Genomic DNA, 17,452 nt, shown 5'->3' with positions numbered 1-17,452 from the left:
ACCCACAACACCCCCCCCCCCCCCCCCCCCCCCCCCCCCCCGACCCCCCCCCCCCCCCCCCCCCCCCCCCCCCCCCCCCCCCCCCGGGACCCCACCCGCCGGGCCTGGTCCGGCGGGTGGCCCGCCGTGTCCCGCGCGGCAACAGAGGGCCGCCGATTTTGCGGTTCCGGCAACAGGACTGGCCCCGCCCCGGTGCGTCGGCGCACGCTGGCCGCATCCGGAGGAGAGGCTGACCACCATGGCGCACGCACACCACCAGCACGGCGAGCACGACCCGCACGGCACGCACGAGGGCCCGGGACACCATCACCACGACACCACCGACATCGACTGGGCCGAGATGGGCCCGCTGCTGGAGTCGCAGGCGGAACTGTTCACACCGCTGTACGAGCACGCCCTGGCCTGGCTCGGCAAGCGGCAGACCGATCCGGGCCTGGTCGTCGACGCGGGCAGCGGCCCGGGTGTGGTCGCCTGTCTGCTCGCCGACACCTTCCCCGGTGCCCGGGTGGTCGCCGTCGACGGCAACGAGCCGCTGCTGGAGCGGGCCCGCGCCCGTGCCGAGCGGCTGGGTGTCGCGGACCGCTTCGGCACCCTGGCCGGTGAACTGCCCGACGCCCTGGGCGATCTCGACTACCCTGCCGACCTGCTGTGGGCCAGCCGCAGCCTGCACCACCTGGGCGACCAGCGCGCCGCTCTCGCCGCGTTCGCCGGGCATCTCGCGCCCGGTGGGACCCTCGCCCTGATGGAGGGCGGACTGCCGGCCCGTTTCCTGCCCCGCGACATCGGCATCGGCCGCCCTGGCCTCCAGGACCGGCTGGACGCCGTCGAGTCCGAGTGGTTCGCCCGGATGCGCGCCTCGCTGCCCGGCGTGGTCGACGAGACCGAGGACTGGGCCGCCCTGCTCGCCTCGGCGGGACTGAAGCCCACCGGCACCCGCACCTTCCTGCTCGACCTCCCCGCCCCCGCCACCGACCGGGCCCGCGCCTACGTCGCCGCGACCCTCTCCCGCCTCCGCGAGGCCATGGCCGACGGACTGGACGCCGAGGACCGCGCCACCCTCGACCGCCTCATCGACCCGGCCGACGGCGCGAGCGTCCACCACCGCCCCGACGTGTTCGTCCTCGCGGCACACACGGTCCACACGGCGGCCCGGACGCTGTGAAACCGACGGCCTGGGCGGGCCGGCCCCGGCCGTGAGCGGGGCGGCCGGCCGGGCCCGGCGGGAGACCGGCCGGGTCAGGCCATGTCGAACGTCGCCGGGTTCGGGCCCAGACGGCGGTCCTCGTTGAGGGCGCCGATCGCGGCCAGGTCCTCGGTGTCCAGGGTGAAGTCGAAGACCTCGATGTTCTCCTTGATCCGGGACGGGGTCACGGACTTCGGGATCACGATGGTGCCCTGCTGGAGGTGCCAGCGCAGAACGATCTGCGCCGGGGTGCGGCCGTGCTTCTGGGCCACGGCCACGATCGCCGGGACCTCCAGCAGGCCCTTGCCCTGGCCCAGCGGGGACCAGGCCTCGGTGTGGATGCCCTGGTCCGCGTGGTAGGCGCGGGCGGCGTGCTGCTGCAGGTGCGGGTGCAGCTCGATCTGGTTGACCGCCGGGATCACCGAGGTCTCGCCGATGAGGCGCTCCAGGTGCTCCGGCAGGAAGTTGGAGACACCGACGGCCCGGACCCGCCCGTCACCGAGCAGCTTCTCGAAGGCCCGGTAGGTGTCGACATAGCGGTCGCGCGCCGGGGTCGGCCAGTGGATCAGATACAGGTCCACGTACTCCAGGCCCAGCTTGGCGGCGGAGTCGTCGAACGCGCGCAGCGTGGAGTCGTAGCCCTGGTCGCTGTTCCAGAGCTTGGTGGTCACGAAGATCTCTTCGCGCGGGACGCCGGAGGCGGCGATGGCCTTGCCGGTGCCCGCCTCGTTGCCGTAGATCGCCGCGGTGTCGATGCTGCGGTACCCGCACTCCAGCGCCGTCGCGACCGCGCTCTGCGCCTCCGCGTCCGGCACCTGCCAGACGCCGAAGCCCAGCTGGGGCATCTCGACGCCGTTGTTGAGGATGATCGGGGGGACCTTGCTGCTCACGGGCTCTCGATTCGTCGTCCGCTGTCCGGTGGTACGCCCATGGTCAACGATCACGAAGCTGGACGCATTCCTTACCGGGGAACCCGTACGGCGGTGACGCCGGGCCTCACACCTCGTACAGCGCGTCGACCTCCGACGCGTACGCCTTCTCGATCGCCTTGCGCTTGAGCTTCAGCGAGGGCGTGAGCAGTCCGTGCTCCTCGGTGAAGGGCTGCGCCAGGATGCGGAAGGTGCGGATGGACTCGGCCTGGGACACGAGCGTGTTGGCGGCCACCACCGCCCTGCGCACCTCGGCCTCCAGATCCGGGTCGTGCACCAGGTCGGCGGCCGTCAGCCGGTGCCTGTTCTGCATGGCGAGCCAGTGCTCGACGGCCTCCTGGTCGAGGGTGATCAGCGCCGCGACGAAGGGGCGGTCGTTGCCGACGACCACGCACTGGTGGATCAGCGGATGCTCGCGCACCCGCTCCTCCAGCACACCGGGGGAGACGCTCTTGCCGCCGGAGGTCACCAGGATCTCCTTCTTGCGGCCGGTGATCGTGAGATAGCCGTCCTCGTCGACCTGGCCGACGTCCCCGGTGGCCAGCCAGCCGTCGTGCAGGGTCTCGTCGGTGGCCTTGGGGTTGTTGAGGTAACCCTCGAAGACGTTGTCGCCGCGCAGCCAGATCTCGCCGTCCTCGGCGATGTGCACGGTCACCCCGGGCACCGGCTGGCCGACCGTGCCGAAGCGGGTGCGCTCGGGCGGGTTGGCCGTGGCGGCGGCGGTGGACTCGGTCAGGCCGTAGCCCTCGTAGATCTGTACGCCCGCGCCCGCGAAGAACAGCCCGAGCCGCCGGTCCATCGCCGAGCCGCCCGACATGGCGTTGCGGATACGCCCGCCCATCGCCGCGCGCACCTTGGCGTAGACGAGCTTGTCGAAGAACTGGTGCTGCATACGCAGTCCCGCCGACGGCCCCGGCCCGATGCCCCAGGCCTTCTCCTCCACGGCGTCGGCGTACTTCACCGCGACCTCGACGGCCTTCTCGAACGGCCCGGCCTTGCCCTCCTTCTCGGCCTTGCGGCGCGCCGCCGCGAACACCTTCTCGAAGATGTACGGCACGGCCAGGATGAACGTCGGCCGGAACGCGGCCAGGTCCGGCAGCAGCGCGGCCGCGTCCAGCCTCGGCTGGTGCCCGAAGCGGACCCCGCCGCGGACCGCCGCCACCTCCACCATCCGTCCGAAGACGTGCGCGAGCGGCAGGAACAGCAGCGTGGACGCCTCGTCGCCCTTGCGGGAGTGGAACACCGGCTCCCAGCGCGCGCTGACGGTGTCCGCCTCGTACATGAAGTTGCCGTGGCTGAGGACACAGCCCTTGGGGCGGCCGGTCGTGCCCGAGGTGTAGATGATCGTGGCCACCGAGTCGGGCGTCACCGCGCGACGGTGCCGGTGCACCACGTCGTCCTCCAGATGCGCCCCGGCGTCGTACAGCTCCTGCACACAGCCGGCGTCGAGCTGCCACAGCCGGTCGAGGCGGGGCAGCCGGTCGATGACCGTGGCGATGGTCATGGCGTGGTCCTCGTGCTCCACGACCGCGGCCGTCACCTCGGCGTCGTAGAGCATCCAGAAGACCTGCTCGGCCGAGGAGGTCGGGTACAGCGGCACCACCTGGGCGCCGATCGTCCACAGCGCGAAGTCGAACAGGGTCCACTCGTAGCGGGTGCGGGACATGATGGCGACCCGGTCGCCGAACCGGACGCCCTGGGCGAGCAGGCCCTTGGCCAGCGCCAGCACCTCGTCACGGAACTCCGCCGAGGTCACGTCCCGCCACTGCCCGGACTCGTCCTTGCGGCCGAGCGCGACATGGTGCGGGTCCTCCTGGGCGCGCTCGAACACGACGTCGGCAAGGCCGCCCACCAGCGGTGCCAACGCCAACGGAGGGTTGGTGAACTCGCGCAAACCCGCTCCCGCCTCGATGTGGCGCCTCGCAGCGCCGTGAAAGCTACCCCACCAGCATCGGAGAGCGGGAGGGCCCCGAAAGCGGAGCGGTGCTCAGGTCCGCACTGGTCAGCGGGGGAAAAACCGTGCAGATGGGGAAGGGACGGACAGCTTCCTGACGATCCAGTAAGTTTCGGGGCCGTAATCTCCACGGAATCTGTACGACCCGAGCCCCGCCTTCCGGCCCCGCCGACGCGGCCCTTCCCCGGCCCGCCGGCCGGACGTGGACGCCGGCCTCTCTCCGGTCAGCGCCGGATCGGCTGAATCCGTCACTCCGGTTCCCTTTGGGCCTTCTCTCCGGGCCGCTCCCGTTCGCCGCAGGCCGCTGCGGGCCGCTCCGGCGCCCACGCCCTCGCGCCCGGCCCACTCCTCAGACTCGCCCGCCCCTCACACCGGCTCCCGCCGCCCGCCCCGCTCGGGCCGTACCCCGCCCGCGAGGACCGCCGCCGCCAGGGCGTCCGCCGGGCCCTGGGCGGAGGCGCGGCGGCGGTTGTGGACCAGGACGAAGTCGACCCTGCCCAGCTCGGGCAGCCCCGCGCGGTCCGGGACCCGGACCAGGCCGGGCGGGATCAGGCCGCGGGAGTGGGCCATCACGCCGAGGCCCGCGCGGGCGGCGGCGACCAGCCCGTTGAGGCTGCCGCTGGTGCAGGCGATCCGCCACTCGCGGCCCTCCCGCTCCAGCGCCTCCAGGGCCAGCGCCCGGGTGATGCCGGGCGGCGGATAGACGATCAGCGGCACCGGCCGGCCCGGATCCAGCCGCAACCGCTCGCCGCCGATCCACACCAGCCGGTCGTGCCAGACCAGCTGCCCGCGCGGATCACCCGCCCGCCGCTTGGCCAGCACCAGATCCAGCTTCCCGGCCTCCAGCTGCTCGTGGAGCGTGCCCGACAGCTCCACCGTCAGCTCCAGGTCGACCTCTGGATGGTCGTGCCGGAACCGTTCGAGGATCTCCGGCAGCCGGGTCAGCACGAAGTCCTCCGAGGCGCCGAAGCGCAGCCGCCCGCGCAGCCGGGTGCCGGTGAAGAACGCCGCGGCCTGCTCGTGCGCCTCCAGGATCCGCCGCGCGAAGCCGAGCATCGCCTCCCCGTCCTCGGTCAGCTCCACCGAGTGGGTGTCCCGGGTGAACAGGGTCCGGCCGGCCGCCACCTCCAGCCGCCGCACGTGCTGGCTCACCGTCGACTGGCGCAGCCCCAGCCTCCGTGCCGCCTGGGTGAAGCTCAGCGTCTGGGCCACGGCGAGGAACGTGCGCAGATGCGCGGGCTCGTACATGGGCCGAGGTTATCGCGGTATGTGATGACAGTAAGTGTGGTGTACGGGATTCCCGATCGGCCGGGGGAGGGGCAGGATGGAGCGGGGACCCGTCGGCGCGGACGGATCCGCAGGTACGGCGAGCAACCGAACACAAGTGGAGCACCGAGCACCGTGAGACGCCTGACTTGGCCGAGTCGGCTGCCGATCGATCCGTACGTCCTGCTGCTGCTCGGGACGGTCGGGTTCGCCGCCCTGCTCCCGGCGCGCGGGGTGGGCGCGGACATCGCGTCCGGCGCCTCCGACGTGGCGATCGCGCTGCTGTTCTTCCTGTACGGGGTACGCCTGTCCACCCGTGAGGCGCTGGACGGCCTGCGCCACTGGCGGCTGCACCTCACGGTCCTGGCCTGCACCTTCATGGTCTTCCCGCTGCTGGGCCTGGCCGCCCGCGGCCTCGTCCCGGTGCTGCTGACCCAGCCGCTCTACCAGGGCCTGCTCTTCCTCACCCTGGTCCCCTCGACCATCCAGTCCTCGATCGCCTTCACCTCGATCGCCCGCGGCAACGTGCCCGCCGCGATCTGCGCCGGTTCCTTCTCCTCCCTCGTGGGCATCGTGCTCACCCCGCTGCTCGCGGCCTCCCTGCTGGGCGGCGGCACGGGCGGGTTCTCGGCCGACGCGCTCGTCGAGATCGTGCTGCAACTGCTCGTGCCCTTCCTCGCCGGGCAACTCCTGCGCCCCTGGATCGGGGCCTTCGTGAAGCGGCACAAGAAGGTGCTGGGCCTGGTCGACCGCGGCTCGATCCTGCTGGTCGTCTACACCGCGTTCAGCGAGGGCATGGTCCAGGGCATCTGGCACCAGGTCAGCCCGCTGCGGCTCGGCGGCCTGCTGCTGGTCGAGGCCGTGCTGCTCGCGGTGATGCTGGCGCTGACCTGGTACGGCTCCCGGGCACTGGGCTTCGGCCGGGCCGACCGGATCGCGATCCAGTTCGCGGGCTCCAAGAAGTCCCTGGCCGCCGGGCTGCCCATGGCGAGCGTGCTGTTCGGCGCGCAGGCCTCGCTGGCCGTGCTGCCGCTGATGCTCTTCCACCAGATGCAGCTGATGGTGTGCGCGGTGATCGCCCGGCGCCGCTCCCACGACCCCGTCGAACCGGTCAGCGCTCGTTCCTCAGCCGCAGCGTCACGAACCGCGGTCGGTACAGGGCGACATTCCCGCTGAGCTGCGCGGCGGCGCCCGCCGGGTCGAGCCAGTTGACGTCGTAGCTGAGCACGAGCCGCCCGCCGCCGCCCAGCTCGGGATGCGTCTGCGGGTTGTACGCGGCGACCCCGGAGCCCGGCAGCGGCGGCCCCAAGCCCTTGGCCGGACCGTGCCAGGGCCCGGTGGGGGAACAGGACCAGTACGAGGTCACGGCGGCCAGCCCGGCCGTCCCCGCGGCCATGGTGAACAGCACGTACGTCCGCCCGTCGCGCACGACCGAGAAGGCGCTGCCCACACCGCTGCGGGTCCGGTCCCCGAGCACCGCGCCCGGCCGCACCCCCGCCGACCACTCCTCGCCCGTCCAGTACTCCCAGGCCGACGGGTCGCCGAGGCCGCCCTCGGGCACCCGGGCGACGTACGCCGAGGACACCGGGCGTCCGGCGGGGCGGCCGTCGTCACCGCCGTAGACGTACGTCCAGCCGTCCTCCTCGACGAGCGTCGTCCCGAACAGCACGCGCCGGGACGGATCGGGTACGCCCTGCTCGTCGTGCACCCGCACGGTGGACTCCACGCGCAGGCCGGGCAGCGAGAGCGTGGCGACCTCGGTGGCGAGGGGAGTGCCGTAGATCCAGGGCGGCTGTCCGGCGGCCCGCACCCAGAGCAGGACGCGCAGCACCTGTTCGGTGGCGCCGGGGGAGCGGGGCTCGACCCGGGCGGCCACCGGCCAGCGCCACTGGCCGGGCGCGGGGTCCGGGAAGAGGGGCGCGGGCAGCGTGCCCTCCAGGCGTCCGTCGCGCATCAGCACGGCCGAGTTGCGCACGAGGGGGGTGCTCGCGTCGCGCCAGGAGGCGGACTCGCCGGAGGGGTTGGGCGGGGCGTACACCCGGCCGAGATAGGTGTCGGAGAACAGCCAGAGCAGCCGGCCGTCGGGCAGTCGCACCGAGTGGGTGCCGTCGCCGCCGGTCCAGTCGTCGGCGCGGGCCGGGTCGTCGCCGTAGCGGGCGAACTCGCCGGTGAGCGCGTCGTCGGCGGACCAGGACCCCACGACGCGGGGCGCGCAGCCGTCGTCGCTCCCGTCACCGCCCTCGGGCAGCACGCCGAGCAGCACCGCCCCGAGCACCAGGGCGAGCAGCAGGCCGATCCCGGCCCCCGTGCGCTGTCGTGCGTGGGCGTCGACGGACATCCCCGGCGACGTTAGCCGGTGCGGGGCGCCCGGTCCATGGGGCCCCGCGCCCGGCGGCCCGGCCGGTCACGCCCTGGCTTCCGGCCCCGAGGCGCGGACCGTCAGGCCTCGGCCGCCGACCGCAGGGCGAGGCGGTCCTCGCCCGCGTACACGTTCATGGAACTGCCCCGCAGGAAACCCACCAGGGTCAGCCCGGTCTCGGCGGCCAGGTCCACGGCGAGCGACGACGGCGCGGACACCGCCGCGAGCACCGGGATGCCGGCCATGACCGCCTTCTGCGCCAGCTCGAACGAGGCCCGCCCCGAGACCAGCAGGATCGCCCGGGACAGCGGCAGCCGCCCGTCCTGCAGTGCCCGGCCGACCAGCTTGTCGACCGCGTTGTGCCGGCCGACGTCCTCGCGTACGTCGATCAGCTCGCCGTCCTCCGAGAACAGCGCCGCCGCGTGCAGGCCGCCCGTGCGGTCGAACACGTGCTGGGCGGCGCGCAGCCGGTCGGGCAGCGAGGCCAGCAGTCCGGGCTCGATCCGCAGCGGGGGAGTGTCGGAGAGCGGCCAGCGTGCCGTCGTGCGCACCGCGTCCAGACTGGCCTTGCCGCACAGCCCGCAGGAGGACGTGGTGTACACGTTCCGCTCCAGGGTGATGTTCGGGACCACCACGTCCGGGGCGGTCCGCACGTCGACCACGTTGTACGTGTTCACACCGTCGGCGGTGGCGCCCGCGCAGTAGACGATGTTCTGGAGGTCCTTCCGCTCGGCGAGCACGCCCTCGCTGACCAGGAACCCGGCGGCGAGCGCGAAGTCGTCGCCGGGTGTGCGCATGGTGATGGCCAGCGGCCGGCCGTTCAGCCGGATCTCCAGGGGTTCCTCGGCGACCAGGGTGTCCGGGCGGGCGGAGACCACCCCGTCCCGGATCCGGATCACCTTGCGTCGTTCCGTGACTCGTCCCATGCGCCCATCAGTCCCGGTTCCGTCGGTTCACGCGTTCATTGTCCTGCACAGTCCTGCGCAGTTCTGCACCTTCCTGCACAGTCCTGCCCATCATGCGGCCGTCCGCAGGGAGAGCCTCACCGCGGGAACGCTCCGTCCGGTCGAGGAAGCACCGCGGAGGTGGCCCGGGTCCGCCATGGATGCCTGGCAGGCCGGGAACGGCCGGATCAGACCCGGAAACGGCCGGATCGCGTCGACGACAGCATCTCGTCGACGAAATATTGTCTACAGTATGGATTTTGGTCGGCAAGGGTTCGCGCAGAGCGCCGGACTCTGACAGAAGCCGACAACGCGGGCACGAGATTCCTGTGACATCACCTGTCCGGCTACCGATCAGTCACTGGCAAGACTGGTGGATCCCGCAACTTGAGGTCATAGGGGGTCCATACACATGTACGGCTCGCGCATTGCCGCTGTCGGCCACTATCAGCCCGCCGGAGTGCTCACCAACGAGGAGCTCGCCGCGAAGGTCGACACCAGTGACGAATGGATCAGGAGCCGTGTCGGCATCCGCACCCGGCACATCGCGGGGCCCGACGAGCCCGTGGACGAGCTGGCCGCCCACGCCGCCGCCAAGGCGCTCGCGGCCGCGGGGCTGACCCCCGCCGACATCGACCTCGTGCTGGTCGCCACCTCCACGGCCGTCGACCGGTCCCCGAACACCGCCGCCCGGGTCGCCGCCCGCATCGGCGTCCCGGGGCCCGCGGCCATAGACGTCAACGTGGTGTGCGCCGGGTTCACCCATGCGCTCGCCACCGCCGACCACACCGTCCGCGCGGGCGCGGCCAAGCGCGCGCTGGTCATCGGCGCCGACAAGATGTCCGCGGTGGCCGACTGGACCGACCGCACCACTTGCGTCCTCGTCGGCGACGGAGCGGGGGCCGCCGTCGTCGAGGCCTGCCCGGAGGGCGACGAGCCCGGCATCGGACCCGTGCTCTGGGGCTCGGTCCCCGAGATGGGGCACGCCGTGCGCATCGAGGGGGAGCCCGCGCGGTTCGCACAGGAGGGGCAGAGCGTCTACCGCTGGGCCACCCAGCACCTCCCGCCGCTGGCCAGGCAGGCCTGCGAGCGGGCCGGCTTCGCCCCGGAGCAGCTCGCCGCGGTCGTGCTGCACCAGGCCAACCTGCGGATCATCGAGCCGCTCGCCGGGAAGATCGGCGCGGTCAACGCCGTCGTCGCCCGCGATGTCGTCGACTCGGGCAACACCTCCGCCGCGAGCATCCCGCTGGCCTTCTCCAAGCTCGTGGAGCAGGGCGCGATCTCCACGGGCGACCCGGTCCTGCTCTTCGGCTTCGGCGGGAACCTGTCCTACGCCGGGCAGGTCGTGCGCTGCCCTTGAGCCCCTCCGGGCGGGCCTGGATTGTGCGCCGTAGACTGTAGACGAAAGCCAATTCACAGTGGCTACGGCCTGCAGTGCACGCCTCTGCCGAGGAGGGACGCATGTTGTCGACCGGACTGCCCCAGGGGACGGTGCCGAAGCTCGAACGGCCGGGGCCGCTGCGCGAGCGGGTCTACGAGGCACTGCTCGAGCTGATCAGCACCCGTGCCCTCCAGCCCGGCCAGCACCTCGTCGAGAGCGAACTCGCCGGGCACCTCGGCGTCTCCCGGCAGCCGGTGCGCGAGGCGCTCCAGCGGCTCAACACCGAGGGCTGGGTCGATCTGCGGCCCGCCCAGGGCGCGTTCGTGCACGAGCCGACCGAGCAGGAGGCCGACCAGCTCCTGACCGTGCGCACGCTGCTGGAGGCGGAGGCCGCCCGGCTCGCCGCCGCGGGCGCGAACGCCGCCGGGGTGGGCGCGCTGGAGGAGCTCTGCGCCGAGGGCGAGCGCGCGGTCGCGGCCGACGACGTCGACGCCGCCGTCGCCCTCAACGCCCGGTTCCACGCCAAGATCATGGAGCTGGCGGGCAACACCGTCCTCGCCGAACTGGCCGGGCAGGTCGACCGGCGCGTGCGCTGGTACTACACGCCCGTCGTCCGGCAGCGCGGCGAGCAGTCCTGGGTCGAGCACCGCGCCCTGATCGCCGCGATCGACGAACGCGACGAGCAGCTGGCCGGCCGGCTGATGCGCGAGCACACCGAGCACACCCGGAAGTCGTACCACGCCCGCGGCACCTCCTGACGCCGGTCGGGACCGCGGTTTTCGCGCCCCGCGGACCGGCAGGCCCGCCCTGACGCCCGGGAGAGCCTGCCGGGTCCCGCCGCCACGGGCCGGGGCTGTTCGACGGCCTCGGGGGCGTTCTGGCGCGGGGCGTTCATGGGCGTCGGCCTGCTCGTGCGGACCGTGAGGCATGGCCCGGCGGGTGAGCGGCTGCCGGGGAACATCCCCGACCGCCGGCTCGTGCGCTGACGCGTGGCGGGGCGTCGGTCGGGGAGGGGCCGCCCGGCGTCACGCGCGGTGAGACGGCCCGCTCGCAGCGTACGGGCGGACCAGGCCAGGTCAGCGGGCGGAAACGCAGGTGAAGGGCACTCCGAAAGCTTGGTATTGTTGTCCATGTCGCCGCGGGGAACACCCCCGCGCCAGGCGGCAGACACCTTGTCCGGGTGGCGGAATGGCAGACGCGCTAGCTTGAGGTGCTAGTGCCCTTTATCGGGCGTGGGGGTTCAAGTCCCCCCTCGGACACCATCGAAGGGCCGGTCGGGATCACTCCCGACCGGCCCTTCGCGTCGCCGGAACCCCGGCTTCGCCCCGCACTCCTCAACGAGGCACGGCAGCCGGGCGCCGGCATTCCGCGGGGCCACACCCCAACGGCTCCCCGCCCGGGCCCCGTCGGGCCGACGGAGCGCCGCTTCGGTCCCGCCGGACCGGTGACGTCTGAGGCGGCATCCGTTCCAGTTCCGCCCGACCGCATCCGCAGCGCCTTGTCCGTGGCCAGGCGTTCCGTCCCTTCGCGCATGATCGCGGAGACGCCGACGATCTCGCCGCTGTCCACCCTGAACTTGATCGACCGGCGGTGGCCGTCCCGGTGGGTGGCGGGCGCGCCGGGCGGCTTGTCACCGTAGAGGGTCTGCCCGGGAGGGGGGACCCCGGCGCCCACCCACCCTTAGCGGCACGCATGCCCGCAGCGACGGCGGCGCGGAGCGCAGCCCGCATGCCCTCGGCGATGGCGGCGGGCGCTCGCGGACGACGCGAAGCGACCACGGACGGGGGGCGTTGGCCGCCCGCGGCGGGGAGGGGACGGGGCGGGGGGTGTCCGCCCGCAGCGGCCGCCGTCAAAGGCCGGCACCCCCGTAAGCAACCAGTCCGGCGGACCGAGGACGGACACCCCCCGGCCCGGCCCCGCACCACCCACGAACCGCGGGCGCTACCGCACCCCCACCGAACACCAACAGGCCGCCGCAGGCGACGCGCGGGCGGAAAATGCGAGGAGACCCCAGCACCCTCCCAGCCATCATGGGCAGGCCAAGACCCGCACACCCGGAACCAGGGGGCTCCCATGACCGTCACCAACATCCTCCTGTCCGGCGTGGTCGGCTCCACCGCGTACGGCCTCGCCCGCGAGGGCTCGGACGTGGACAGGCTGGGCATGTTCGCGGCCCCCACCGAGGAACTCCACGGCCTGCACACCCCCAAGGAGTCCCACGTCAGCACGTCCCCCGACCGCACCCTCCACGAGGCCGCCAAGTGGTGCCGACTGGCGCTCGGCGGCAACCCCACCGTGATGGAACTCGTCTGGCTCCCGGACGAGCTGTACGAAGTCCGCACACCACTCGGCGACGAACTCATCGGCATCCGCGCCTCCTTCCTCAGCGCCCGCCGCGTCAGGGACGCCTACCTCGGCTACGCCACACAGCAGTGCCGCAAACTGCTCGGCCGGGGCGACGGCACCCCAGACGCCGACACCCGCAGACGGATCGCCAAGAACGCCCGGCACCTGAAGCGCCTGTGCGAGCAGGGCTACGAGCTGTACCGCACCGGCGCACTGACCGTCCCGGTCGAGGACCCGGACAGCTACCACGACTTCGGCGACCGGGTCGCCCTGGACCCCGAGGCATCGGTACCGCTGCTCAACCACTTCGAGCAGGCCTTCGACGACACGGCGAGCGCCCTGCCCGAACACCCCGACGAGGCCCCAGCCGACGCCTGGCTGCGCCGAGTACGCCGGCACTGCTACACACCGGACGCCAAGACCGTGTGACATAGGCCAAGTTCACGCACCCGGACCGGAAAACCGGATGCCGACCCCCGCCCCGGTTCCCTACACTCACGGCAACAACGCGCGCCGCCCCCACACCGGCGGCGCGCCACCGTGTCGAGCGAGGGGAGCCGGGCCGTGCGCAACCGCACCGCTGTCGTCGTTCCCCCCTCCCGGTCCGAGGTGATCCTGGTGTCTTCGTCCGCCCGGTGCCCGCTGCGCGGCGGCCACCGGATGCCGTGACGACCACCACCACGGTTCAACAACAGCTCTGACCGACCGTCAGGCCATGCCGTCGTCATGGTGAATCGCGCCGCACCCACCCGGAGACACCCGAAAGGCAACGGCCGTGCGCGCCAACGTCACCAACCTTCTCGCCACCGTCCGCAACCTGGGCATCCTCGCCCACGTCGACGCGGGCAAGACCACCGTCACCGAACGGATTCTGTACGCCACCGGCACCACCCACAAGCGCGGTGAGGTCCACGACGGCACCACCGTCACGGACTTCGACCCGCAGGAGCGCGACCGCGGCATCACCATTTTCGCCGCGGCGGTCAGCTGCGCCTGGGACGGCCATCGCGTCAACCTGATCGACACCCCGGGCCACGTCGACTTCGCCGACGAGGTCGAGCGCTCGCTGAGGGTGCTGGACGGCGCGGTCGCGGTGTTCGACGCGGTGGCGGGCGTGGAGCCGCAGAGCGAGTCGGTGTGGCGCCAGGCCGAGCGCTACGGCGTACCGAGGATCGCCTTCGTCAACAAGCTGGACCGCGCGGGCGCCGATCTGGACCGGGCCGTGGACTCCATCCGCGACCGGCTGCACCCGGCCCCGCTGGTGGTGCAGCTGCCCATCGGCGCCGAGGACGGCTTCAAGGGCGTCGTCGACCTGGTCGCGATGCGTGCCCTGGTCTGGGCGGAAGGCGCCGAGGCGCCGGAGGAGGGCCCGGTGCCACCCGAACTGCACGAGGAGGCCGTACGACGACGTCGCCTGCTGGAGGAGGCCGTGGCCGAACGCCACCCGGCAGCGCTGGAGGAGTTCTGCGACCGGGAGACGCTGTCCGCGACGACGCTGACCGCGGCGCTGCGGGACCTCACCCGAGGTGGGGACGGGGTCGTGGTGCTGTGCGGCTCGGCCTACCGCAACCGCGGGATCGAACCGCTGCTGGACGCGGTGGTGGCGTATCTGCCGTCCCCGCTCGACGTGCCGCCGGTACGGGGTGAGCACGAGGGCGAGGAACGGGAGCGCCCCGCCGACCCGGCGGCACCGCTCGCCGCGCTGGCGTTCAAGGTGCATGCCACCCCGACCGGGCGGCTGACGTTCCTGCGGCTGTACTCGGGCACGCTGGACAAGGGCGACACGGTGTGGGACCCGGGCACCCGGCGCACCGAGCGGATCGGGCGCATCCTGCGGGTGCAGGCCGACCGCCACGCTCCGCTGGACCAGGCCGTGGCCGGTGACATCGTGGCCGTGGTCGGGCTGAAGTCGGCCCGTCCGGGCTCGACGCTGTGCGCGCCGGACGACCCGGTCGTCCTCGAACCGCCGGGTGTGGCCGACCCCGTCGTGTCCGTGGCCGTGGAGTCGCTCACCTCCCGTGACTCGGGCCGGCTGTCCGCCGCGCTGGCCCGGCTCGCCGAGGAGGACCCGTCCCTGCGGGTGCGCACCGATGCGGAGACGGGGCAGACGGTGCTGTCCGGCATGGGCGAACTGCATCTGGAGGTCGCGGTGGAGAAGATGCGCCGCGAACTGGGGCTGGAGGTCAACGTGGGCCGTCCGAAGGTGAGTTACCGCGAGACCGTCGTGAGCGGCGTGACCGGTTCGGTGTACCGGCACGTCAAACAGGACGGTGGTGCGGGCCAGTTCGCCCATGTCGTGCTGGACGTGGAGCCGCTGTCCGGTGAACCGGGCGGCACCGGCTTCGAGTTCCGCTCGGCGGTGGTCGGCGGCCGGGTGCCGCAGGAGTACGTCCGTGCCGTGGAGGCGGGCTGTCGTGACGCGCTCGCGGCGGGGCCGTTCGACGGGCATCAGGTGACCGGGCTGCGGGTCACGCTGACCGACGGGGCGACCCATGTGAAGGACTCCTCGGAGATGGCCTTCCGTACGGCGGGCCGGCTCGGGCTGCGCCAGGCGCTGCGCGCCTGCGACATGGTGCTGCTCGAACCCGTCGCCGAGGTGACCGTCACGGTCCCGGAGGACGCCGTCGGCGGTGTGCTCGGCGATCTCGCGGCGCGCCGCGGCCGGGTCACCGGCCAGGCGCAGCGCGGCGGGGCCGCGGTCGTCACGGCGACGGTGCCGCTGGCCGAACTGTTCGGCTACGCGACGCGTCTGCGCGGCCGCACCCAGGGCCGGGGCACGTTCACGGCCCGCCCGACCGGCTACGCACAGGCCCCGGCGACGGCCACGGCGACGCGGTAGCCCCCGCCCGCGCACGGGCGGCGGCCCCACCCCACAAGGGCGGGGCCGCCACCCGTACCCGAGCCACCACCCGCCCCCGATCCACCGGCGCAACGGCCGGCCGTCACATCAGGGGTACGACACCACCGTCGACGGCACCGTGGACGTGCCCGAGGTCGGCGAGCCGATGCCGTTGATGACATGCGCGTACTGGCCGTTGCCGCCGAGGGACACGACCGACAGGCCGTGGAACTTCACGCCGGGCCGCACCGGGGCGGCGAAGCCGTGCTCCTGCACGATCGTGGGGTCGACGTTGTAGTAGCAGTAACTGCCCAGTCCCCAGCCCTCGTGCGTGGTGACCCGGTCGCCGACCCGGTAGGCGGCGTAGCCGCGCACCGCGCCGTTCTGGATCGCGGCCTGGTCCGGGGCGTCGTACGCCTTCTCGTTCTGGAAGAAGACCGTGCGGCCCCGCTCGCCGAACCACTGCACGTCGTACTTGTTGAAGTGCTCCACGAACAGGCCGGTGGCAAGGACGTCGGAGCCGTTGACGACGACGCCGTAGTCGGCCCGGTTGGTCTCCCAGCCGACGCCTTCGCCGTGGTCGGCGCGCCAGACCCAGGTGTGGTCGACGATGGTGTGGCGGTTGTTGATCACCATGCTGGTGGTGGCTTTGCCGGGGCCGGCGCCGCCGATGCGGATGAACACGTCCTGGACGGTGGTGGGGTTGGCGGAGTGGTCGCGCTTGGCGCCGCGCGGGCCTACCTCCAGCAGGGTCGGGGAGTTGACCGGCCCCGCGTCGATCAGGAACCCGGCGAGCCGGACCCCGTCGACGTCGGCGACCTTGAGCGCGGTGACCCCGCCCTGGGGCACCAGGGTCGCGTAACCCAGGCCCAGCACCACGGTGTTGGCGCGGTCGACCCGGACCGTCCGGTCCAGGTGGTAGACGCCCGGCGTCAGCAGCAGGTGCAGCCCTTGCGTGAGCGCCTGGTTGAGCGTGGCGGCGGACACCCCGGGCCGGGCGACGTAGAACCGCGAGAGCGGCAGCGAGGTCCCGCGCGGGGTGCCGTTCCCCCAGGACACCCCGCGTGCGTCCACCCGCTTCGCCGGCAGGAACACCCGGAACTCGTCGCCCTCGACGTACAGGAACGGCTTCTCCCGTGAGACGGGCGTGGTGTCCAGTGTCGTGTACGGCGGGTTCGGGAAGCTCTGCGCCGGAGCGCCCTCGACGCCGGAGAACACCATGTTCCACACGGCGTTGAGCCAGCTGCCGATCGAGCTGTCGCGGGTGTACCACTGCTGCTGCGAGTACGGGCCGATCTGGCCGTCGACGCGGCTGTCGGCGATGTAGCCGCCGCTGGCCCAGCCGTAGCCGGAGGGCGCGAGGTTCAGGCCGCCGCGTATGTGCATCCGGCGGAAGGGCGCGGCCTGGGCGACGGCCCAGCGGTTGGTGCCGTTGGCAGGCACGAGCGCGAGGTTCTCCGCGGAGCGCCAGAAGTTCTGCGTGGCGTTGCCGCCGAACCAGCCCGCGTCGACCGTCACGTCGCCGTTGATGGTGGTGTCGTCGGGGGAGAGGCCGAGTCCCGCGATCGAGGTGTAGAAGCCGAGCTGCGCGTTCAGGCCCTGGTAGGTGCCGGGCTTGAACAGCAGCGCGTAGCGGCCTGAGCCGAACTGCGCGGACTCCTGAAGGCGGAAGACCTCGTCCAGCCGGGCCTGGATGTCCGGTGTGGACGGGTCGAAGACCAGGACGTTGGGGCCGAGGTCCCCGCCGCCGGGCAGGGCACGGGGGCGGCGGGCGGGGGGAGCCGCCGAGGCGGGCGAGGTGACACCGGCGAGAACGGGTGCCGAGGCGGCCGCGGCGGCCAGCACGGCGCGGCGGCCGACGGTGAATCGGCGCAGGTCGTGCGGTTGCGGGGAGGCATCGGACATGGGACGGCTCCTGGTTCAGAAAGTGAACGGAGGGTGCTGTGAGAGCGCTCTCTCGCCGATGATGTTTCAACTGTTCGAACACATCCGTCAAGGGTTGTGACGCGACCTCACGGATCCGCGCGGATCCTGTCGTAACCCTTGACGCGGCTGTTTCCGAGGGTTTAACTCACGTCCTAAATTAAGCCATGATGGCATTCAGGAGCCGAACCATGCGCAACCTCAGAGCCGCCGCAGCCGGCGCTGTCACCCTCTCTCTCGCTCTCGTCACCGCGGCCTGTGGGGGCGGTTCGTCCTCGGGCGGCGGGTCGGACGATCCCAAGACCCTGACCTACTGGGCGTCCAACCA

12 protein-coding genes, 1 tRNA gene and 1 pseudogene are annotated in these 17,452 nt (G+C 72.7%); 8 read left to right on the top strand and 6 right to left on the bottom strand.

What is annotated here, in order from left to right:
- Nucleotides 1-238 precede the first annotated feature (238 nt).
- The gene (locus ACZ6SQ_RS37770) at nt 239-1,162 is read left to right on the top strand and encodes a class I SAM-dependent methyltransferase (protein WP_469570486.1); all 924 of its coding nucleotides are present in this window, start codon (nt 239-241) and stop codon (nt 1,160-1,162) included.
- 74 nt (nt 1,163-1,236) lie between these two features.
- Here ACZ6SQ_RS37770 and ACZ6SQ_RS37765 read toward each other — a convergent pair whose 3' ends face one another.
- The 3 genes from ACZ6SQ_RS37765 to ACZ6SQ_RS37755 all read right to left on the bottom strand — a co-directional run bounded on the left by ACZ6SQ_RS37765 (nt 1,237) and on the right by ACZ6SQ_RS37755 (nt 5,314).
- Nucleotides 1,237-2,073 (bottom strand): aldo/keto reductase, encoded by an 837-nt coding sequence (locus ACZ6SQ_RS37765; protein ID WP_469570483.1) that lies wholly within the window; start codon nt 2,071-2,073, stop codon nt 1,237-1,239.
- 106 nt (nt 2,074-2,179) lie between these two features.
- Nucleotides 2,180-4,006 (bottom strand): AMP-dependent synthetase/ligase, encoded by a 1,827-nt coding sequence (locus tag ACZ6SQ_RS37760; protein WP_469570481.1) that lies wholly within the window; start codon nt 4,004-4,006, stop codon nt 2,180-2,182.
- 426 nt (nt 4,007-4,432) lie between these two features.
- A complete protein-coding gene (locus tag ACZ6SQ_RS37755; protein WP_469570479.1) occupies nt 4,433-5,314 on the bottom strand; it encodes a LysR substrate-binding domain-containing protein in 882 nt (293 codons plus the stop codon).
- A 153-nt stretch (nt 5,315-5,467) separates the two neighbouring features.
- Here ACZ6SQ_RS37755 and ACZ6SQ_RS37750 point away from each other — a divergent pair, with 153 nt between their 5' ends.
- Nucleotides 5,468-6,508: a bile acid:sodium symporter family protein gene (locus tag ACZ6SQ_RS37750; RefSeq protein ID WP_469570476.1), complete on the top strand. Its 1,041-nt coding sequence runs from the start codon at nt 5,468-5,470 to the stop codon at nt 6,506-6,508.
- Here the strand turns inward: ACZ6SQ_RS37750 and ACZ6SQ_RS37745 are convergent.
- Nucleotides 6,444-7,670: a DUF4185 domain-containing protein gene (locus ACZ6SQ_RS37745; RefSeq protein WP_469570474.1), complete on the bottom strand. Its 1,227-nt coding sequence runs from the start codon at nt 7,668-7,670 to the stop codon at nt 6,444-6,446. The two genes, ACZ6SQ_RS37750 and ACZ6SQ_RS37745, sit on opposite strands and share 65 nt — an antisense overlap.
- Before the next feature lie 101 nt (nt 7,671-7,771).
- Entirely contained in the window at nt 7,772-8,617 is an 846-nt protein-coding gene (gene fdhD, locus ACZ6SQ_RS37740) for a formate dehydrogenase accessory sulfurtransferase FdhD (RefSeq protein WP_469570472.1), read from the bottom strand.
- Nucleotides 8,618-9,047: 430 nt separating this feature from the next.
- Between fdhD and ACZ6SQ_RS37735 the strand changes: the two genes are divergently transcribed.
- From ACZ6SQ_RS37735 to fusA, 5 genes are all read left to right on the top strand, one after another.
- Nucleotides 9,048-9,995 carry a beta-ketoacyl-ACP synthase III gene (locus tag ACZ6SQ_RS37735; protein WP_469570469.1) on the top strand — a complete coding sequence of 316 codons (948 nt, stop codon included), beginning with the start codon at nt 9,048-9,050 and terminating at the stop codon, nt 9,993-9,995.
- Nucleotides 9,996-10,096: 101 nt separating this feature from the next.
- The gene (locus ACZ6SQ_RS37730; protein WP_469570467.1) at nt 10,097-10,774 is read left to right on the top strand and encodes a GntR family transcriptional regulator; all 678 of its coding nucleotides are present in this window, start codon (nt 10,097-10,099) and stop codon (nt 10,772-10,774) included.
- Between the two features lie 416 nt (nt 10,775-11,190).
- Nucleotides 11,191-11,278 (top strand) — tRNA-Leu (locus ACZ6SQ_RS37725).
- A gap of 811 nt (nt 11,279-12,089) precedes the next feature.
- Nucleotides 12,090-12,791 (top strand): nucleotidyltransferase domain-containing protein, encoded by a 702-nt coding sequence (locus ACZ6SQ_RS37720; protein ID WP_469570465.1) that lies wholly within the window; start codon nt 12,090-12,092, stop codon nt 12,789-12,791.
- Nucleotides 12,792-13,137: 346 nt separating this feature from the next.
- The gene (gene fusA, locus ACZ6SQ_RS37715) at nt 13,138-15,201 is read left to right on the top strand and encodes an elongation factor G (protein WP_469570463.1); all 2,064 of its coding nucleotides are present in this window, start codon (nt 13,138-13,140) and stop codon (nt 15,199-15,201) included.
- Nucleotides 15,202-15,309: 108 nt separating this feature from the next.
- Here the strand turns inward: fusA and ACZ6SQ_RS37710 are convergent, their stop codons facing one another.
- Nucleotides 15,310-17,106, bottom strand: coding sequence for a coagulation factor 5/8 type domain-containing protein (locus ACZ6SQ_RS37710; protein WP_469570461.1), 1,797 nt, complete (start codon nt 17,104-17,106; stop codon nt 15,310-15,312).
- Between the two features lie 209 nt (nt 17,107-17,315).
- Between ACZ6SQ_RS37710 and ACZ6SQ_RS37705 the strand changes: the two are divergent.
- Nucleotides 17,316-17,452: pseudogene (locus ACZ6SQ_RS37705) on the top strand (sugar ABC transporter substrate-binding protein); the annotation flags it as partial.

This window comes from Streptomyces sp. NPDC048600, from assembly GCF_055587025.1.
This window is presented reverse-complemented; position numbering and strand designations above follow the sequence as displayed.